17 protein-coding genes and 1 pseudogene are annotated in these 20336 nt (G+C 34.7%); 7 read left to right on the forward strand and 11 right to left on the reverse strand.

The genetic code is table 11. From position 1 onward, the window contains the following. The 5 genes and pseudogenes from NE544_RS09490 to pyrE all read right to left on the reverse strand — a co-directional run. Window positions 1–150 (reverse strand): annotated as a pseudogene (locus NE544_RS09490) (IS5/IS1182 family transposase); the annotation flags it as partial. A 173-nt stretch (window positions 151–323) separates the two neighbouring features. Beyond that, complete coding sequence (locus tag NE544_RS09495) at window positions 324–1676, reverse strand: MATE family efflux transporter (RefSeq protein WP_256269162.1); 1353 nt, start codon at window positions 1674–1676, stop codon at window positions 324–326. 175 nt (window positions 1677–1851) lie between these two features. Further along, window positions 1852–2418, reverse strand: coding sequence for an AAA family ATPase (locus tag NE544_RS09500; RefSeq protein WP_118116846.1), 567 nt, complete (start codon window positions 2416–2418; stop codon window positions 1852–1854). Between the two features lie 446 nt (window positions 2419–2864). Continuing rightward, window positions 2865–4397: a hypothetical protein gene (locus NE544_RS09505; protein WP_256269163.1), complete on the reverse strand. Its 1533-nt coding sequence runs from the start codon at window positions 4395–4397 to the stop codon at window positions 2865–2867. Between the two features lie 310 nt (window positions 4398–4707). After that, window positions 4708–5367, reverse strand: a complete 660-nt coding sequence (gene pyrE, locus NE544_RS09510) for an orotate phosphoribosyltransferase (RefSeq protein ID WP_117572121.1) — start codon at window positions 5365–5367, stop codon at window positions 4708–4710. A 112-nt stretch (window positions 5368–5479) separates the two neighbouring features. Here pyrE and NE544_RS09515 point away from each other — a divergent pair, with 112 nt between their 5' ends. The 4 genes from NE544_RS09515 (at window position 5480) to NE544_RS09530 (ending at window position 9561) form a co-directional block, all read left to right on the forward strand. After that, entirely contained in the window at window positions 5480–5896 is a 417-nt protein-coding gene (locus NE544_RS09515; protein WP_118115903.1) for a CBS domain-containing protein, read from the forward strand. A 152-nt stretch (window positions 5897–6048) separates the two neighbouring features. Then, window positions 6049–7239: a hemolysin family protein gene (locus NE544_RS09520; protein WP_256269164.1), complete on the forward strand. Its 1191-nt coding sequence runs from the start codon at window positions 6049–6051 to the stop codon at window positions 7237–7239. Then, on the forward strand, window positions 7208–7780 hold the full coding sequence (locus NE544_RS09525; RefSeq protein ID WP_118115900.1) for a xanthine phosphoribosyltransferase: 573 nt from the start codon (window positions 7208–7210) through the stop codon (window positions 7778–7780). Before NE544_RS09520 ends, NE544_RS09525 begins: the two co-directional genes overlap by 32 nt. A 32-nt stretch (window positions 7781–7812) precedes the next feature. Next, the gene (locus tag NE544_RS09530) at window positions 7813–9561 is read left to right on the forward strand and encodes a DUF885 family protein (protein ID WP_256269165.1); all 1749 of its coding nucleotides are present in this window, start codon (window positions 7813–7815) and stop codon (window positions 9559–9561) included. 18 nt (window positions 9562–9579) lie between these two features. Here the strand turns inward: NE544_RS09530 and NE544_RS09535 are convergent, their stop codons facing one another. From NE544_RS09535 to NE544_RS09560, 6 genes are all read right to left on the reverse strand, one after another. Then, complete coding sequence (locus NE544_RS09535) at window positions 9580–10893, reverse strand: ATP-binding protein (protein ID WP_118115896.1); 1314 nt, start codon at window positions 10891–10893, stop codon at window positions 9580–9582. Between the two features lie 200 nt (window positions 10894–11093). Further along, window positions 11094–12500: a glucuronate isomerase gene (gene uxaC / locus NE544_RS09540; RefSeq protein ID WP_256269166.1), complete on the reverse strand. Its 1407-nt coding sequence runs from the start codon at window positions 12498–12500 to the stop codon at window positions 11094–11096. 17 nt (window positions 12501–12517) lie between these two features. Beyond that, on the reverse strand, window positions 12518–13828 hold the full coding sequence (locus tag NE544_RS09545; protein WP_256269167.1) for a TRAP transporter large permease: 1311 nt from the start codon (window positions 13826–13828) through the stop codon (window positions 12518–12520). A 2-nt stretch (window positions 13829–13830) separates the two neighbouring features. Next, window positions 13831–14304, reverse strand: a complete 474-nt coding sequence (locus tag NE544_RS09550) for a TRAP transporter small permease (protein ID WP_256269168.1) — start codon at window positions 14302–14304, stop codon at window positions 13831–13833. Between the two features lies 1 nt (window position 14305). Then, window positions 14306–15331 carry a TRAP transporter substrate-binding protein gene (locus tag NE544_RS09555; protein ID WP_256269169.1) on the reverse strand — a complete coding sequence of 342 codons (1026 nt, stop codon included), beginning with the start codon at window positions 15329–15331 and terminating at the stop codon, window positions 14306–14308. Between the two features lie 17 nt (window positions 15332–15348). Further along, entirely contained in the window at window positions 15349–16344 is a 996-nt protein-coding gene (locus tag NE544_RS09560) for a LacI family DNA-binding transcriptional regulator (RefSeq protein WP_256269170.1), read from the reverse strand. A 288-nt stretch (window positions 16345–16632) separates the two neighbouring features. Here NE544_RS09560 and NE544_RS09565 point away from each other — a divergent pair, with 288 nt between their 5' ends. The 3 genes from NE544_RS09565 to NE544_RS09575 are packed head-to-tail and all read left to right on the forward strand — an operon-like array spanning window position 16633 to window position 20279. Continuing rightward, window positions 16633–18117, forward strand: coding sequence for a UxaA family hydrolase (locus NE544_RS09565; RefSeq protein WP_270491227.1), 1485 nt, complete (start codon window positions 16633–16635; stop codon window positions 18115–18117). Between the two features lie 19 nt (window positions 18118–18136). Continuing rightward, window positions 18137–19630: a tagaturonate reductase gene (locus NE544_RS09570; protein ID WP_256269172.1), complete on the forward strand. Its 1494-nt coding sequence runs from the start codon at window positions 18137–18139 to the stop codon at window positions 19628–19630. 13 nt (window positions 19631–19643) lie between these two features. Beyond that, window positions 19644–20279: a bifunctional 4-hydroxy-2-oxoglutarate aldolase/2-dehydro-3-deoxy-phosphogluconate aldolase gene (locus NE544_RS09575; protein WP_256269173.1), complete on the forward strand. Its 636-nt coding sequence runs from the start codon at window positions 19644–19646 to the stop codon at window positions 20277–20279. Window positions 20280–20336 lie beyond the last annotated feature (57 nt).

The raw sequence follows: 20336 nt of genomic DNA on the forward strand, positions 1-20336 counted from the left end.
GTGACGACTGTAAAGATGCTGAACTTTCGGATAAATAAACCGAAAATCAAGAGCCCCCTCCATCTTACGAACCAAATGATCCTGTGGTACTAATTCATCTAATGTATAGTAAATCATGCAATCTAATTTTGCATTGTTTCTGTTAGTCATAGCCATTGTGATATCCTCCATAAACCCTCTATAATTATATCATTTTTGGCATAATAAATGGCAGAAACGTCGACTATTTTTGGGTTTATGAAGTACGTTTCTGCCACAGATATTCTATCAGATTTTAAAAAGACTGTCGACAGTCACTTTGTCAACAGTCTGAGTGTTTGACCTTAATCAAACACCATCTTCTTTTTCTCAATTCGTCTTAAAAATACCCATCCCACAACACAAGATAAAACTTCCGTAATCACAAATGCATACCAAATCAAAGATACATCCCTATCATATTGAATAACAAGTTTTGAAAATCCCCAAGCTAAAGGTAAAATCAAAATGGCTTGTCTAAGCAAGGATACAACTAAGGATTCCATACCTCCATTTAAAGCTTGATACACACCTTGAAATGCGATATTTACACCCGCAAACACAAAGCTAATGGATATAATTCGAACAGCACTGATGAAATATATTCTGGATTGTCCTGCATTAAAAAGTGTGGCAAAAAAGTTTGGGAATAGTTCTGTAATCAAAGTCCCTACAACCATTAATACTATAGTATATATTAAGCCATATTTAATTCCATCTTTAACACGCTTCTTATTTTGCATACCATACGAAAAGGCAATGATTGGTGTAATCGCATCTCTTAAACCGAATGCCATAAATAAGACAAATTGTTGTACTTTATAGAATAGGCCATAGGCCGTTTGTGCAGATGCATCAAATTTTAGAATTAAGTTCATCGCATATACCATGAATGACATCAATGCCTGCGCAATAATGGCTGGAAGTCCAATCGAATAGATTTCTTTGATGATACGCTTATTGGGTTTTGTATAAGTGAGACCCTGATCAAATTCTTTATTTAAACGCATATGAAACACAACTAATAATAAAGCCGATAAAATTTGTCCAATGACTGTCGCATAAGCCGCTCCTTGTACACCTAAATTGAAACCATAGATTAATACAGGATCTAGAATCATATTGATTACGGCTCCTGTAACTTGTCCAATTGTAGAATATAAGGAGCGTCCTGTAGCTTGGAGCAGTTTTTCAAATATAGAAAAGAACACAACGCCAAAGGATAATAGGCAACAAATCCTTAGATAGTCTACACTCATCGATAATACAAGCGCATTCCTTGTTTGAGAGGATATATAGGCTTTAATGCCAAACAATCCAAACAACACACAAATAATATAAATAACTGCAGCTAGAAACAAACCATTTCCGGCTACTTTAGAAGCTTTTTCACGATTTCTCTGTCCTAAAGTTCTTGCGAGTAAGGCGTTTACTCCAACGCCTGTACCAATAGCTAACGCCACCATCAACATCTGGCTAGGGAAAACTAAGGTAAGTGCATTTAATGCGGCTTCACTTCCTTCTTTCATATTTCCTACAAAGGCACTGTCAACTATGTTATAGACTGCTTGCAAGGCCATAGATAAAATCATAGGTACACCCATTTGAAGTATCAACTTATTGACGGGCTCATTTTTCATTTTGTTGTTTTCTTCCATTCTTTTCCTCCTTAAAGCACAAAAAAAGTGCATTGCTTACACAAGTTGGACTTACGCTTTTAAGCAACACACTTTACAAAAATATAAAAAAGTAGCAGAAAACTGGATTTACGCTGTTTCCGCTACTCGTTACGAAGTGATTATATTTTTATTTTTTTAATTTGTCAAAGTAAAATTACATGGCTTTTTCAATTAATTCTACACATTTATCAATGCCCAAAACACCACTGTCTAAACACAATTGATAGTTTTTGGCATCACCCCATTTACGATCTGTGTAATATTTATAGTAGGCGATTCGACGTTTATCTTTATCCTTGATTCGTTTGTCTGGTGCAAATTCATTTTGTCCATAAACCGATACAACACGATTCTTGCGATATTCAAAGTCCGCATGAATAAATACATTCAATACGTCTTTACGATCACGAAGAATATAATCTGAACATCTTCCTACAATGACACAATTTCCTTTATCGGCTAATTCACAAATTACATTTCTTTGCGCAATATAGAGTTCGTCCGATAAGTTATATCCATAATTATTCCAAATAAAGCCAAATGTACTTGTACTAGATGCATCTTCCCCATTTTCTTCAATGTACTCTTTCGCAAAGCCACTTTCTTGAGCAATTTGTTGCACAATTTCATAATCATAATAAGCATAGCCTAGTTTTTCAGCTAATTTCTTGGCAATGGTTCTTCCACCACTACCAAATTCACGTGTAATTGTAATTATCATAAGATACCTCCCAATAATGAAAAATCGAGCCTTCTACAACTGGAATTATATCCCTTAAGAAGACTCGTTGTTGTAGACATTTTACCAAAATTATAAATTTTTTGTAAGAATTATTATTTGTCTTTTCCTTAAAGTCATGATGCAGCATATTATATACACCATCACCTCACTTTTTATATACTGCACTATCTACTTATATTTTAATTCACAATAGGTCAAAAGTAACTTGACGTACTCTCATCATTAAAATGACGAGATTCTCTTTCTCACAATGCGAGAAATGGAGCATCGCAAAGCTTTCAGCATGGTTCTAGACCTTGCATATAGTCTTTACATAACTCTTGTTTTTTGAGCATTTCCAATCCATGTGGATTGTACTCTGTATTCTCATACTGCATCTAGCAGGGCTTACGCCTGAGACCTGACTGGATGAGAGATTCTTTATGCTAGAATCCAAAGCAGTGTTTCATTGTGTGTCCACATTTTTTCTTATTTGAAATCAGTGTGTCCTGCATTTTGACAAAGTGTGGAAAATCAAAATGACAGGCTTTAAAGTCTGGTGCAGTCAATGTATCGTCAGTATGACAAATTAGAAAAGCAGAATACAAATCTCTTTGTACTTTATGTCCTTCGATTGTTTTAAATCTTTCACTTAAAGTAGGCTTGATATATTCACCCGTATCATGGTGAAGTTGAGAAGCACGATATTGATGAATATCTATTTCGTAGTATGGTATTCCATATTGTGTTGCCTTTGTTTTTAAATCGGCCTGCATAAGACCTGGAGAACGATTCTTGATGGAGTGTCCATAGCGTTTCTTACGTTTATATTTGCACACCATCTTCAAAGAGCCGTCTTTTTGTTTAACAGCCGTTGCCTCATCTTTACGCTCTGTCTTCTTTGATTTCTTTTGCAGAGCTTTAAAGTTCATTGGTTCAAGGATGAATTCGCTTGTGTTCTGAACAACTCTATTGATAAAGGTATGATGCGAAGTCTTGATATAAGCAGACTGCTTTCGATATAGAACGCGTATCTGCCGTTTCAGACGTCTGCACCTTCTCGTTGTCTTCCATTTATGTTTTCCCTTTTTGACTGTACCATTCTTGTTGTAGTTTTCTGGATTGTGCTTTCGCATAGATGCATCTATCAGATTCTGCTTATGACGAATCTCTTTTTCATAATTTACAGAATCTGGAGCTAGTTCTTCCAGATGGACCTCGTTGGTTGAGACTGTCGCAATCGTAGAGGTTCCAAAGTCTACACCTGTACGATGTCCGCCATCTTCTGACAACCTGATTCGTTTTGGTGCATCACCTCGAAGTGTGATCACTACATAATATTTGAATCCACTGTTGAATTCTATCCTTTTTAAAAATGAATAAACAACATCTTCTTTTAAATCAACAGATGAAATGATGTTCTGAATATATTCATTCTTTGGGACACGAACTTTGTAGTAATGTTTCATGAAGCAGATGGTATCCCATCTTAAAAGTCGTACTCCTGTTGCAGCACATTTTTGTTTGATACAATCGAAACTATTATATCTTCGATAATGAAGATGACGTCCATCCTCAAAAAGAACTTTTTCTACTCCCTTATATGCAGCTTCCGCTTCTGCCTGTGCCTGATGAGAGTTGATGTAGTTCTTGAATTTCTTTTGTTCTTTGGATACGAACTTACACAAAGAAGTCTTTGTAAGATCATACTCTTTTTGTTTAAAACGCATGATGTTTGACAACTCTTTTTTCTTCTTCTTTTCAGAAGCTGACAGTTCAGATACTTTCTTTTTAGAAAATTCAGCTTCACCATAAGCTTTGCGTGCACCCACATATTCTTTATCATGAAATAGAGCATTCAATCGATTTGTAGCATATCGAACCAACTGATTATGCATCTGATTTGCATAGAAAAAAGACTTCGACAAAAAACGTTGCTCAGATTCACTTAGTTCCAACTGAAAGCGTACTGTATACATATCGAAATCTCCTTTTTTCTGCATATATATTATAACATGGTTCCCGTATAGAAACTGTTGAAAAAATGTTACATACGTCATTCATATCATGACTAAAGTCACGAGCGTTCTGACTTTAACAGTAAAATGTTGCATTTTAACACAAGAAAAACAAAACGTATAAATTCGCTTTATATAAAACACTTACAGATATACATACCGCAGTACGCAAAGTAATTTAACAAGAAATATACCGCAGTGCGCAAAGTATTTTTATGCAAAATATACCGCAATGCGCAAAGTAAATAAAAAAGAATAGAATCTTTCGACTCTATTCCTTAGCTCCATATTCTTCATAATATGCATCAATCCTTGATTTTAATTCAGGATCTAATTTATCTCCTAAATATTCAATGACTTCTGGCATGGATACGATAGCAGCTGTTGGGAAACCATATAATTCACTCACTTCTGTTAGTGCCGTTTTTTCACCTTTGCCCTTTTCGTTACGATTTAAAGAAACCATCAATCCAACGATTTCAACATTTGCTGCACCACGAACCTTTGGCACTGTTTCTTCCATTGATTTTCCAGATGTTGTAACATCTTCAATCATAACAACGCGATCTCCATCTTGTAGTTTTGTTCCTAAGAAACTTCCCTTATCAGCTCCATGATCTTTTTCTTCTTTACGATCTGAACAATAACGAACTTCCATTCCATATAAATGATCTAATGCGATTGTCGTCGCAACAGCTAATGGAATCCCCTTATATGCAGGTCCGAATAATACATCGAAGTCTTTACCATATTGATCAACGATTGCCTTTGCGTAATATTCACCTAATCTTTTTAACTGGTTACCTGTAACATATCCACCAGCATTCATAAAGAATGGGGATTTACGTCCTGATTTTAGTGTAAAATCACCAAATTTTAATACTTTAGATTCCAACATGAAATCAATAAACTCTTTTTTATATTGTTCCATTTTCTTGCCTCCACTTTTACAGAAATTCTATCATACTTCTGCACAATTTCCCATAATTGTATGATTTTTAAATGATAAATATTATGGTAGTATAAAGCTGAGGTGATAGACAATGCAGGAAAATGTATTCTTTTTTCTGAAGACTAAAAATAGTGTTAAATATTTATATGATAATATTAGTGTTGAAGATGGACTTGCCCTCATGCGCAAGCACAAATATACGGCGATGCCCATTATTAATAAGGAAGGGGTTTATGTAGGAACCATTACAGAGGGGGATTTTCTTTGGTACTTATTAGACCATCCTTCAATTCATAAAGAAGATCTTGAACAAATGGAGATTCGTGAACTAATTCGTGGAGACTTTACGCCACCAGTTCAAATCGATGTTCCAGTCGATCAATTGTTCGCTCAATCTTTGAAACAAAACTTCGTACCCGTTGTTGATGATCGTCAAATTTTTATTGGTATTGTGACACGACAATCTATCATTCAATATTTAATGAATAATGCCGATAAATACATGTAATTCTTGAACAACCAGATTTATTCTGGTTGTTTTCTTTATCACATTGAAAAAAGCCTTTAAATTGTGTATGATAATGGGTATTAATGAAGGAGTGATAGTTTCATGAATCCGGATGATTCAGTCCCGTTACAGTATAGTTTAGGAGGGTTAATATGAGCCTTCCCATCTTAATTTTATTTACATTTATTCTAAACATCTTGTTTTCAATGACAAGCAGCATCGTTTCTACAAATAAAGAAATCGAAGATGAATCTTATAAATATCAAGCTACATTAAAATGGTTATCTCTATGCATGGAAATATTTGGCATTGTGATGAGTGTAATCTATTTACAACCCATGATTCATACTCCATTACTTTATGTAGTCGTACTTCTATTGGTGTATGTATATATTTTATTGAGTGATTTATTACCAAGAAAATTTGCGAATGTACATTTAAATCAGCTTGAAAAACCATTTATGTCCATTGCGAAAGGTATTCAATCCTTATGTACACCATTTACTTTTTTCTTGCGCTTTGAAGTGGAAAAAGAACAGGAAGATTATTCCGAAGAAGATATTTATGAAGTTATCAACAGTGGCGGTGTTGAACCAAGTCAAAAAGAGTTTATCGAAAACCTATTTGAGTTCGATGATACACCCGTTGAAGAAATTTGTACGCATCGAAGTGAAGTTGTTTGTCTATATCTAAATGACGATAAAGAAACATGGAAAAAGACCATTCTAGAAAATCGTCACACATTATACCCTGTATGTGATGAGGATAATGATGATGTCGTAGGTATTCTAGATACACGTGATTATTTCCGTTTAGATTCGATTGAACAAGATAACGTCATCAATAAAGCGATGGATCAGCCTTTCTTTATTTCACAAAATATGAAGGCCGATGTTTTATTGAAGGAAATGAAAATCAAAAAAGTATACTTTGCGGTTTTACTTGATGAATATGGAGGAATGACCGGTATCGTGACTTTACATGATATTATTGAAACCCTTCTTGGTGAAATCCAAGAAGATGATGATATTGAAGAGCCAGATCCAATCCAACAAATTGATTCTGATCAATTTAGAATCTATGGCCAAGCTGACATTGAAGATGTCGAAAAAGCTTTAGGCATTTCATTAGAAGATGAAGATTGTGACACATTTGGAGGATACATCCTAAATCATTATGGACAAATCCCTGATGAAGATTCACATTTTAAAGTCAGTCTAGACTTAATGGATGTATATGTTAAGGAAGTAAAGAATCATCGTATCGGACAAACTATTGTACAAATAAAACAAAAAGAGGAAGGAAACCAACATGAAAGCACTGAAAAACGCAATCGAGACTAGAGGACATTTTATTAATGATGAGGTATTAAAGGTTGATGCTTTTTTAAATCATCAAATCGACTGTTCTTTAGTAGATGAAATGGGAAATGAATTTTATGAACACTTTAAAAACAAAGGCATCACAAAAGTAGTAACCATTGAATCTAGCGGTATTGCCCCAGCCTATGCGACAGCCATTCGTTTGAATGTGCCATTGATTTTCATCAAGAAAACACAACCAAGCACAATGATCGATCCAGCTTTTGCGGAAGTCTTCTCTTTCACAAAGAATAAGACATATCCAATTTGTATTGAAAAAGAATACTTAAAAAAAGGCGATAAAGTATTATTTATTGATGACTTCTTGGCAAATGGCGAAGCATTTAAAGGAACAGAAAACTTAATTGCGCAGGCACAAGCTGAAATTGTTGGTGTTGGCATGGTGATTGAAAAAGCTTTCCAAAAAGGACATGCATATATTGCTGAAAAAGGATATGACCTTTTAGCATTGGCATCTATTGCAGGTGTTAAAAATAAGAAAATTACATGGGCTGATGAATAGTCAGTCCTTTTTTTGAAAACAAGGGGATTCTAATGAAAAATACATTCAAAAAAATATTTATTAGCTTTACCGTATTTTCACTCACTGCATGTGGTTCAACGACTATGCAAGACAATACGTTTGCAGCTAAAGAAAATAAAGACTTCACAAAATATACAAATCAATTGGTAGTTGAATATGCCGAAAACGACTATACAACGATGCACCAATTCTTTGAACATCCAGAAGACTATGGCATTGATATCAATAATGTAGATGTAAGTCTTGGTGAATTTTATACGGACAATACAGAAGAAATCAAAGAAGATCAAAAAGAATTAAACAAGTTTAATCGCAGTACTTTAGACAAAACGCAACAAACCATCTATGATGAATTAAAGTATGAAAATGAATTGAGTTTAAAAGCGGAGAACAAGAAATTTCAATATTTGAATAATTGTTGGAGTACAATGAGTGGACTTCATCAAAGTTTGATTTCTGTTTTTTCTGAATACATTTTACGAAATGAAAAAGACATTCAAGATTTGATTACACTCATCAACGATGTGCCTCGCTACACAAATGATGTGTTAGAATATACAAAAAAACAGGCAGATAAAAATACTTTACAGTTTGACTATGATTCTGTTACACAAGATATTCAAGATGTGATCAATAATAAAGAGAATAGTTCAATCACAAGTGCATTATATAATGCGATTGACTCTTTAAATCTGGATGAAGAAAAAACAACCTCTTATAAAGCACAAGTCAAAGATGCCATGGACACAAGTTTCTTTCCTAGTTATCAGGCTATGTTAGATACATTAACCTCTCTTCAATATAACGTACAACCTCTACAAGGGTTGTCGAACTATAAGAATGGTAAGAAATATTATGAAGTATTAGTTGAAAATGCGACAAGTTCTACCAACTCTATTTCCACAATTAAAGAGAATACGCAATCCGCAATCAATTCAGCTATCACTAAATTTCAGAAGCTATATAAAGCCAATCCAATGATTGCGTATGAACTCGATTCAGTTTCAACGGATTTTACGGATGTAAATCAAATTCTAGAAAGCCTTCAAAAGAACTATAAAAAGGATTTTCCAAAAGTAAAAACCATGAAATATGATTTAAAGGCACTACCAGAAGATCAATCTGTCAGCGGAATTGTTGCCTACTTTATTACACCCGCCTTGGATTATTCACAAAACTATCAAATGCGCTACAACAAACGTGATTATGGCGATGATCCATCAAGCTTAACACTTTATCAAACATTAGCTCATGAAGGTATTGCCGGACATATGTATCAAGCGCAATACAACAAGGAACACTTAAAATATCCAATCCAATTCTTCTACAACAATCTAGGTATGTCTGAAGGTTGGGCTACTTATATGGAAAGCATGTCTTTACATTATTTAGATAATAATGAAGATTTATTAGAAGCCTATAATTTGAATAACATTCTTACCAATCTATACATTGTCTTAATGGATATCAGCATCCATTATGATGGTATGTCACTCAATGATTTCAAGAATGAATATGGTGATATGTTTGGTTCAGAAGGATTAGAAAGTATTTACAATCAATTGGCAGATAATCCAACTGTATTCTTATCTTACTATTATGGATATCTTCAAATCGTGAATTTAAAGAGTGCAGCCAAATCTAGATTAAGATCTAAATTTGACAATGCAGACTTCCATAATGCCCTGCTACAGTATGGTGAAGTCAACTTCAATATTGTCAAACAAAGCGTAAATGAATATATCAACGAAAACAGATAAAACACAAAAGATGTTGGTTTAAATTTCCAACATCTTTTCTTTATACATTAATATCCATTCATCCACATCATACAAAGGAATATTTATGATTTGTTTAAAGGTACGATATGAAGACATTGAAAATTTCCACCCTTCCATATCCTCGTTCTCATTTAATAATGTATTCATACTTTTTGATTTTAAATTCTCTTCTGCCTTAACCTCAATTGGATATACATTTCCTAATTGAACTACAAAGTCAATTTCATTTGTTGAATTTTCATTATTATAGTATTTTGGAGTTACATTACAAGCCACTATTTGTTGAGCAACATATTGCTCCGTAAAAGCACCCTTATATTCTTTAAAAACGTTATCTCCTATTAAAATGTTTTTTGCGGGAGCATCCACCATTGCGCCAAGAAGTCCTAGATCGAGCAGATACAGTTTAAATGCATTGAACTCCTCATAAAACTTAAGTGGCATACATACTTTATTTATGCGATTTACCCTAAACACCAAGCCTGCATCCACAAGCCATTGAATCGCATCTTCGAACTCTTTTGCACGCCCACCCTTTTTTAGCATTCCATAAATGAATTTTTTGTTTTCCTTTGCCAATTGTGCAGGAACAGAATCCCACACTAAATTTACTTTGGTCAATAAGCTTCCTGGTATATGTTTTGAAAAATCTTGTCGATAGTTTAAAAGAATTCTATTTTGTATTTCGCGAACATGAAATATTTCCTTGGTTTGAGCATAATATTTAACAACTTCAGGCATACCACCAACATAATAATATTGCCTTAAATAATTCTTTAACTTTTCATGGAACACATCCATCTCTTTCCAATTATGGTGTTCCATCTGTTCTACCAATATATCTTCATTTAAAGCCAACAAGAATTCTTTAAATGACATGGGATACAACGTTAATTGATCCACTTTTCCCACTGGAAATCCTGTTGATTGGTGTAAAGTGATACCTAATAAGCTTCCTGCCACAACAATATGATATTCCGAGGCTTCTTCTTGGAAATATTTCAATGCCGTTAATCCTAATGGACATTCCTGTATTTCATCTAAAATAATCAATGTATTTTCTTTTTCAATTCGCGTATTTGTAAGAGCTGAAAAGTTTAAGATCAAACGATTCACATCGAAATCATAGAACATTTCTTTCATCTCATTATTATTGTCACAATTAATATACACTACATTTTTATATTCTTTTTTCCCAAATTCATTTAAAATCCAAGTCTTTCCAGTCTGTCTTGCACCATTTAAAATCAAAGGTTTGCGATAGCTGCTATTTTTCCATTCGACTAAATCATTATATATATATCGATACATAGAATCTTCCTCCTTTAATCTGATTTTACATTTTTCTAGGGGAATATTCCACTGTATTTAACACTTTTCTAGGGGAATATTTAAATAAAATTACATTTTTCTAGGGGAAACATGAAGATGAGTTTAAATTACACAAAATTTAGCATGCTCAAAATCAAAAAAAGAGAACCTTGAATCAAAGTTCTCTTCTTCACTAACTATTATAAATCAAATCCAAAATAACGAACGGCATTGTTGTAAGAGATACCCTTAACAATTTCAGTTAAGTTTTCTTTATCATAAGGATATTCTCCATTTTCTACCCATGTACCAATTAAGTTACACATGATTCGACGGAAATATTCATGTCTTGAATAAGACAAGAAACTTCTTGAATCTGTCAACATACCTAAGAAATTACCTAATAATCCTAGATTTGCCAAAGACGTCATTTGTTTTTCCATACCTGTTTTATTGTCGTTGAACCACCATGCTGATCCTTGTTGAATCTTTCCAATCGCATCACTGTTTTGGAAACATCCAAGTACTGTACCGATCAATTCATCATCCCCAGGATTTAAACTGTAAAGAATTGTTTTTGGCAATCCACCATTTTCATTGATCGCATCCAACATATTTGTAAGTTGGTCTGCAGGCGCATAGTTTGAAATACAATCATAACCCGTATCTGGTCCTAACTTATTGTACATAGTTGTGTTGTTGTCACGTTTACATCCATAGTGCAACTGCATTACCCAACCTAAGCGTTTGTATTCTTTTGCGATGAATAGTAAGAATGCCGTCTTATATTGATCACATTCGAATGTGGTAACAGCTTCGTGATTTAATCCTTTTTCGAAGATTTTTTCAATTTCTTCATCACTTGCTGGGGCATACATAACATAATCCAATCCGTGATCACTCACTAGACATCCCATTTCATTAAAGTATTCCATACGTTTGATGATTGCTTTTTTCATATCTTCAAAAGTATGAATTTCAACATCAGAAACAGTTGCCAATTTACTCATATAATCGGCAAATTCTGGTTTATTGATACGCATAGCTTTGTCTGGACGCCAAGCAGGAAGTACCTTAACATCAAATGTTTCATCCGCTTTAATCACTTTATGCCAATGTAAATCATCGATTGGATCATCTGTAGTACATAATAATTTAACATTTGAGTTTTTAATTAAATTACGCACACTCATATCATCTTGTTGTAATTTTTCATTGCACAAATTCCATACTTCTTCGGCTGTTTTACTATTTAAAACACCATGGTATCCAAAGTATCTTTGAAGTTCCAAATGAGACCAGTGGAAAAGTGGATTTCCAATAGCTTTTTCAAGTGTTTCTGCCCACTTCTGGAATTTTTCACGATCGGGTGCATCTCCAGTAATATAGTATTCGTCCACTCCGTTTGAACGCATTTGACGCCATTTATAGTGGTCTCCGCCAAGCCATACTTGCGTGATATTCTCAAATTTACGATCTTCAGCAATTTCTTTTGGATCAATATGACAATGATAATCTACAATTGGCATCGTATTTGCGACATCAAAAAATAATTCCTTAGCGACTTCATTGGTCAACAAGAAGTCTTTATCCATAAATTGTTTCATTTAAAAATTCCTTCCTTCTAACTTACATATCCCATTAAACCAGGTAACCATAGACTCAATTGTGGTATATATGTAACTAACATCAATACAACAATAATAGCGAAGAAATATGGTAATAAGTGTTTAAATACCGTTTCAATCTTAACGCCTCCGACTTTAACACCAACAAACAGCGTCGTTCCTACTGGAGGAGTAATTGTTCCAATACACAAGTTGAAGATCAACATAATACCAAAGTGAATTGTATTCATACCTAATGCAGTACATACTGGCAAGAAGATTGGTGTAAAGATCAATGTAGCTGGTGTCATATCCATAAATGTACCAACTACCAATAAGATAATGTTAATCATTAATAGGATGACGTATTTATTGCTTGAAATTGATAATAATCCATTTGAAACCATTGTAGGAATGTTTGTGAAAGCCATAACCCAAGACATGATACTAGAAACACCAATCAAGAAAATAATGATACCTGTCATTTCTGCACTTGATCTAAAGATTTCTGGTAAATCTTTCCATTTCATTGATTTGTATCCATAAATAGAAAGCAATAATGAGTATACAACGGCAACAACACTACCTTCAGTTGCGGTAAAGACTCCGGCAATGATACCACCAATGACAATAACGATTAATAATAAACATGGTAAAGCTTGAATAAATGCATTAAATTTTTCTTTTCCAGTTAATTTCGTCTGACTTCTATATCCAGCTTTCTTTGCGTAGATATATACAACAAGCATACAAGCCAATGCCCACAATGCACCTGGAATATATCCGGCCATAAATAAGGCAGCCACACTTGTACCACCAGACACCAATGAGAATGTGATCATTACATTTGATGGTGGAATCAATAATCCTGTTGGGGCTGTGGCAATATTGGCTGCAGCAGAGAAGTTAGGATCATACCCCTCATCTTTTTCAATTGGACCAATGATAGATCCCATGGCACTTGCGGCAGCAGTACCTGAACCTGAAATGGCTCCAAATAAAGCATTTGCCAAAATATTTGTCTGAGCTAAACCACCTGGTGTTCTTCCCGTAACAATTTTAGCTAAGTTGATCAAACGAATCGCAATACCACCTTTATTCATAATATTTCCCGCAAGAATAAAGAATGGAATGGCCAACAAACTAAATACACTGATTCCTGAGAAAATTCTTTGTGCACCTGTAACTACAGCTACATTTAGATCCATGACTGGTAAAATTGCACAAACACTACTAATTCCTAATGCCACGGCAATGGGAACACCTGCAATAAGCATAATCACTAACAATACTAAAATAATTAATCCTGATAAAACTGATAAACTCATGCTTATTCACCCTTTCCTTTCGCCAAATCAATAATATTCATAATGCCATAAATGACAATTAGAATGCCTGATAAAGGAATGATTGTATAGATCAATCCCATACTTACGCCTAATGACGCTGTGATTTGAGTCATTGTTAGTTTCATGATAGAAATTCCACCATACACCATAACGACAAGGGCGAATAAAATAATTAATAATTCAATAGCGATTTCCAATACTTTCTTTTTTTGTCCTGTTACTTTATCAGCCAAGAACCCCATACGCATGTGATCTCTTTTACCAAATACTAAAGCTGTGGAAAGTAAAGCCATCCATGTAAAACTGTAAGTCAATAATTCTTCGGATACTGTACTTGGATTATTAAAGAAGTAACGAACTACGATTTGATATGTACCTACAACTACCATTACGGCAAATACAAATACACATGCCCATCCAAGAATAGTGTTAATTGCGTTTCTTAATTTTTCCATATTATTCACCATCCTTGCCTTCGTATTTTTCGTTTACTTTTTGAATATGATCATAAATAGGTTTTGCCTGTGCATTGTCCTTTAAGATAGATTCTTGAACACCCTTTACCTTCTTTTGGAAAGCTAAAACATCGACATCAATGAATTTAACACCCATTTGTTCTTGCGCAATCTTCTTAGCTTCTTTAACTTGCACATCCCATTGTTTACATTCTTCTTCATTTGATAATTCAGCCGCCTTATAGAATACTTTTCTTTCTTCTTTAGACAAACCATTCAAGAAACTCAAGTTTCCAATCAACAAATCCGGAATCATCTGGTGCTTGTTGTAAGAGAAATATTTTGCAACTTCACCATGCTTGTTTGATGTTAATGCTAATTCGTTATTTTCAGCACCATCAATGACACCTTGTTGAATAGCCGTATATACTTCACCAAAACTCATTGGACTGGCTGCAGCACCAAAGGCTTGACACATTGCTACACTGGCAGGACTTTGTTGAACACGGATTTTTAATCCTTTCATATCGTCTGGTGAATCAATTTCTTTTTTCGCATAGAAGTTACGCGTTCCTGCATTATACCAAGTTAAAGCTCTAAAACCTTGTTCATCTGTACTTGAGAAGATCTTATTCATATAGTCCGTATCATTCATAACTTCATGATAGGCATCTTCTGAAGTAAATAAATATGGCATAGAGAAAATTTCATACACACTCGCAAATGTTTCTAGGTTTGCAGTACCAACAATTGTAAAATCAATAGCTCCTGTTTGCGTTAACTCAATTGCTTTTTGGGCAGCACCTAAAATTTCATTAGGGAAAATTTGTACTTCATATTTATCCCCTAATTCTTTTTCAACATATTCTTTAAACTTTAATAATCCCAGATACTCCGGGTGCGTTTCCGACTGCATTGTCGCAACACGAACGATACGTTTCCCGTTTGTAACTGAAGAACAACCTGTTGCACTTACCATAAACACAAGACACATAAGTGCTCCAAGTACTTTTTTAATCAACTTCACAGTAATCCTCCTAATATTTAGAACTGTGTTGTATTTCGCTTAATAAATTTACATGGAATCTCCATTTTTTGTCGAACTGATTTTCCCGCAAGAACTTTAATAAGCGAATCAACCGCAATTTCACTTAACTCTTCTTCTTGTGAATCAATAGAACTCATTTCCGGATTGCAACAAACACATAGTTCTGAGTTGTTGAATCCAACGACATTGACATCTTCAGGAATCGACTTATTGATTTGATGCACATATTTAAGTGCACCAACAGCCATCGCATCATCACTGGCAATGACGGCATCAAAATCCAACTTTTTCTTTGCCAATAAATCTCTTGCCTTCAATACGTTATTTGGCATAAACACCTTGTACTCTTCACGTACTTTTAAACCATTATCAATCAGTGCATCTTGATATCCCTCTAATTTTTTCGTTGTGCTGTACGAATTGGCATCATACAAAAACACAATTTTCTTCCTTCCTGCTTCGATTAGATTACATACAGTATCATAAACAGCTTTATAATTATCTGTTAAAACACAATATACACCTGGCACTCGAACATAGCCATTCATGAGTACCACTGGAACTTTTTGGGCAGCATCCTGTAGGTATTGAATATCATTCTGTCCACAATCTCCTGCATAATGTGAACCAACTAATATCATCGCATCGATTCTTCGATCCAATAATATTTTTACAGCTTCTACTTTTCCTTCATAATCAAAGCCACTACACATCAAAATTGAGTCATATCCATACTTGCGTAAATTCTTTTCTAAATACGCAATAGCACTTGCCATATAACGATCGGATATATCTGGGCAAACCAAGCCAACTGTTTTAACTGAATTTAAGCCTAAACCTCTCGCAAACACATTCGGTGTGTAATCATACTCATTCATAACGTCCCAGACTTTCTTTTTTGTCTTTTCTGAAACCTTAGGACTGTTATTAATTACTCGCGATACAGTCGCAATGGATACGCCTGATAACTTGGCAATGTCATAAATGTTCATAATTGTTTCACTCCTCAACCCCATTTCTTTACGTTGAGAATTGTAAGTACTTACATCACATTTCTTATTGTAATGATATGCATTTCATAAGTCAAGTACTTCTTTGTAATCGTTTTCTCACGTATAAATAAAGGGATTATTCATCTTCCTCTATATTTTACCAAAAAAAAGTTATGAAACATACATATTTGTAAAATTTTAAAACTTTCCTATTGATTTATTCAAAAAATAGGGTTATTCTGTGTAAGTACTTACATCAAACATTTAAATTATAGACAGGAGGTAGAAATGGTGCAAAAGTTTATAAAGATTCATTCTAACGACTTGGTAGCTGTTGCACTATGTCCTTTAGAAAAAGGGACAGTATGTAATGTCGATGGACAAGAGGTTACACTTATTGAAGATATTGCCCAAGGACATAAATTTGCGTTGAAAGATATTAAAAAAGATCAACCTATTATTAAATATGGATATCCTATTGGTATCGCAAAGGAAGATATCAAGCAAGGAAGCTGGATTCATACACACAACATGAAAACTGGCTTAAATGATTTATTAACTTATTCTTACCATCGTAATGTGCAAGAACTAGAACCTAGTGAAAAACGAACATTCATGGGTTATCGCAGAAAGAACGGTAAAGTGGGTGTTCGTAATGAAATTTGGATCATCCCTACCGTTGGCTGCATGAACAATGTTGCTACGTCTATCGAAAGACAAGCCCAGAAATATGTAAAGGGTAACGTAGAAGCCATTTGTACGTTTACACATCCATATGGATGTTCTCAAATGGGTGATGACCAAGAAAACACGCGTACAATTCTCGCCGATTTAATTCAACACCCAAATGCAGGTGGTGTTTTGGTCTTAGGTTTAGGTTGTGAAAACTCAAATATTGATGTTTTGAAAAACTATTTAAAGGATTATGATACAGATCGTGTTAAGTTCTTAGTTGCTCAAGAACATGAAGATGAAATTCAAGATTCGCTAGATATCATCGCTGATTTAGCCGATATTGTAAGCCAAGACAAAAGAGAAGAAATTGATGCGAGCGAATTGATCATTGGTATGAAGTGTGGTGGTTCAGATGGACTCTCTGGAATTAGTGCCAACCCTACAGTAGGAGGCTTTTCTGACTTATTGATTTCCAAAGGTGGAACAACCATCTTAACCGAAGTGCCAGAAATGTTTGGTGCTGAAACCATTTTAATGGATCGTTGTGAAAACAAGGAATTATTTAATGAAACCGTGAATTTGATCAACAACTTCAAAGAATACTTTAAATCGCATCATCAAACAATTTATGAAAACCCTTCTCCAGGAAACAAAAAGGGTGGAATTTCAACTTTGGAAGATAAATCTTTAGGTTGTACACAAAAGTCTGGTAAAGCCCCAGTCGTCGGTGTTTTACAATATGGACAATGTGTAAAGAACAAAGGCTTAAATTTATTAAGTGCTCCAGGCAATGATTTAGTTGCCGCAACCGCATTAGCTGCAAGTGGAGCTCATATCGTATTATTTACAACAGGAAGAGGCACTCCTTTTGCCAGCCCAGTTCCTACAGTAAAAATTTCAAGCAACTCTAAATTATACGCAAACAAGAAAAACTGGATTGATTTTAACTGTGGTGAATTAGTGGAAGGTGTAAGCTTAGATACTTTATCCAATGATTTATTTGAATATGTATTAAGTGTCGCAAGTGGTAAAAAAGTAAAGAGTGAAGAGGCCGGCTTCCATGACATGGCTATATTTAAACAAGGCGTTACTCTATAACGGGAAAGGAATAATAACAATGGAAAAATTAAGTTATAAAACTTTAGAAGATATTGGATATGATGGTTATCTATTAAAGGATGCGAAAGAAAAAGTTCTTCAATTTGGTGAAGGAAATTTCTTAAGAGCCTTCGTAGACTATTGGTTTGATTTGGCAAACGAAAAAGCAGATTGGAATGGTAAATGCTGCTTAGTGCAACCGATTGCACCAGGTCTTGCCGAAATGATCAATGAACAAGATGGATTATACACATTGCACTTAAGAGGTAGTGTGAATGGAGAAAAAGTTGATGATAAACGAATCATTTCAAGTGTCAGTCGTTGTTTAAATCCTTACCAAGAAGAAGGATTTAACGAAATGATGAAAGTTGCCGCAAGCGACGATCTAGAAATCATTGTTTCAAACACAACAGAAGCTGGTATCCACTACGATCCTTCATGTCAATTTGAAGATAAACCAGCCGCAAGTTTTCCTGGTAAATTAACGCAAGTTTTGTATCACCGCTACAAAAACAACAAACCAGGCATCTTAATGCTAGCTTGTGAGTTGATTGACAACAATGGTAAAGAATTATTAAAGTGCGTGAACCAATATATTGAACAATGGAATCTTGAAGAAGGATTCAAAAAATATGTAAATGAAGAATGCACATTCTGCGGTTCATTAGTAGACCGTATTGTCCCAGGTCGTATCCGCGATCCACAAGAAGTAGCTCGTCTAGAAGAAGAAAATCACTATGCAGATCCATTAACAGATGTTGGTGAAGTATTCGGTTTATGGGTCATTGAAGGCGATGAAAAATTAAATGATGTATTACCATTTAAAAAAGCAGGCCTAATCGACAAAGTATTCGTCACTCCGGACATGTCACCATATAAAAAGAGAAAAGTACGTATCTTAAATGGTGCTCACACTGGATTTGTACTAGGTGCTTATTTAGCAGGTCAGAACATCGTTCGTGATTGTATGCATGATGAAGTCATCAAAGGCTTTATGAACAAAATGTTGTATGATGAAGTCATCCCAACTCTTACATTAGATAAAAACGATTTATTAAACTTTGCGCAAGCCGTATCCGACCGTTTCAACAACCCATTTGTTGATCACGAATTAATGAGCATTTCATTAAATTCCACTTCAAAATGGAAAGCACGTGTTATGCCTAGTTTCTTAGGATATATCGACAAACACCATGCGCTTCCAAAATGTATTACGACAAGTTTTGCGTTCTACATTCAATTCTACAGAGGATATGAACTTACTGATGCTGGTTTAGTGGCAAAACGTCCTGCAGGAAATACTTACACAATCAGTGATGATCGTGACATTCTAGAATTCTACTATAACCACAAAGACGATTCTGTAAAAGATTTAGTTCATGCGGTATGCACAAACACTTCATTCTGGGGCCAAGACTTAACTCAAATTGCTGGATTTGAAGATGCCGTAGTTCAAACTTTAACTGAAATTGAAGAAAAAGGTACTTACGAAGTCATGAAAGAATGTTTATAAGAGGGGTCAAACAATGAATAACGTATTAGAAAAAATTTCAAAAATCGGGATTTTACCCGTCGTTGTATTAGAAGACGCAAAAGACGCAAAACCATTGGCACAAGCTTTATGTGCTGGTGGTCTTCCATGTGCTGAAGTTACATTTAGAACAGCTGCTGCCAAAGAATCGATTGCCATCATGCGTAAAGAATTTCCTGAAATGTTAGTAGGAGCTGGAACTGTATTGACTGTTGAACAAGTGGATGAAGCATTAGAAGCTGGGGCTCAATTTATCATCAGTCCAGGCTTTGATGAAGATGTAGTAAAACACTGTATCGAAAAAAATGTGCCAGTAACTCCAGGAACATGTACGCCTAGTGATGTACAGAAATGTTACCGATTAGGGTTGGATGTAGTAAAATTCTTCCCTGCTGAAGCAGCTGGTGGATTAAAAATGATCAAATCCATCGCAGCTCCATATACCCAAATGAAATTCATTCCAACAGGTGGAATTAACGCGAACAATATGAAAGACTACTTAGAATACGACCGTATCTTAGCCATTGGTGGTAGTTGGATGGTGAAAGGTGATATAATTAAGAGCGGTGATTTTGACAAAGTGGAAGCTTTGACAAAGGAGGCCGTAAAAAAACTTAAGGAGGTTCGTTGATTATGAAACAAAAAGTAGTCACTTTTGGAGAGATTATGTTACGTCTAGCACCCGAAG

Origin of the sequence: Holdemanella sp. MSK.7.32 (genome assembly GCF_024460475.1) — a bacterium.
Classification (GTDB): Bacteria; Bacillota_I; Bacilli_A; order Erysipelotrichales; family Erysipelotrichaceae; genus Holdemanella.

What these genes read in the sequence shown, in the direction of transcription:
- pyrE (WP_117572121.1), bottom strand. Translation starts at nt 5,367, where the DNA reads ATGGAACAATATAAAAAAGAGTTTATTGATTTCATGTTGGAATCTAAA.
- NE544_RS09550 (WP_256269168.1), bottom strand. Translation starts at nt 14,304, where the DNA reads ATGGAAAAATTAAGAAACGCAATTAACACTATTCTTGGATGGGCATGT.
- NE544_RS09515 (WP_118115903.1), top strand. Translation starts at nt 5,480, where the DNA reads ATGCAGGAAAATGTATTCTTTTTTCTGAAGACTAAAAATAGTGTTAAA.
- NE544_RS09545 (WP_256269167.1), bottom strand. Translation starts at nt 13,828, where the DNA reads ATGAGTTTATCAGTTTTATCAGGATTAATTATTTTAGTATTGTTAGTG.
- NE544_RS09535 (WP_118115896.1), bottom strand. Translation starts at nt 10,893, where the DNA reads ATGTATCGATATATATATAATGATTTAGTCGAATGGAAAAATAGCAGC.
- NE544_RS09530 (WP_256269165.1), top strand. Translation starts at nt 7,813, where the DNA reads ATGAAAAATACATTCAAAAAAATATTTATTAGCTTTACCGTATTTTCA.
- NE544_RS09505 (WP_256269163.1), bottom strand. Translation starts at nt 4,397, where the DNA reads ATGTATACAGTACGCTTTCAGTTGGAACTAAGTGAATCTGAGCAACGT.
- NE544_RS09520 (WP_256269164.1), top strand. Translation starts at nt 6,049, where the DNA reads ATGAGCCTTCCCATCTTAATTTTATTTACATTTATTCTAAACATCTTG.
- NE544_RS09500 (WP_118116846.1), bottom strand. Translation starts at nt 2,418, where the DNA reads ATGATAATTACAATTACACGTGAATTTGGTAGTGGTGGAAGAACCATT.
- uxaC (WP_256269166.1), bottom strand. Translation starts at nt 12,500, where the DNA reads ATGAAACAATTTATGGATAAAGACTTCTTGTTGACCAATGAAGTCGCT.
- NE544_RS09495 (WP_256269162.1), bottom strand. Translation starts at nt 1,676, where the DNA reads ATGGAAGAAAACAACAAAATGAAAAATGAGCCCGTCAATAAGTTGATA.
- NE544_RS09570 (WP_256269172.1), top strand. Translation starts at nt 18,137, where the DNA reads ATGGAAAAATTAAGTTATAAAACTTTAGAAGATATTGGATATGATGGT.
- NE544_RS09560 (WP_256269170.1), bottom strand. Translation starts at nt 16,344, where the DNA reads ATGAACATTTATGACATTGCCAAGTTATCAGGCGTATCCATTGCGACT.
- NE544_RS09565 (WP_270491227.1), top strand. Translation starts at nt 16,633, where the DNA reads ATGGTGCAAAAGTTTATAAAGATTCATTCTAACGACTTGGTAGCTGTT.
- NE544_RS09575 (WP_256269173.1), top strand. Translation starts at nt 19,644, where the DNA reads ATGAATAACGTATTAGAAAAAATTTCAAAAATCGGGATTTTACCCGTC.
- NE544_RS09525 (WP_118115900.1), top strand. Translation starts at nt 7,208, where the DNA reads ATGAAAGCACTGAAAAACGCAATCGAGACTAGAGGACATTTTATTAAT.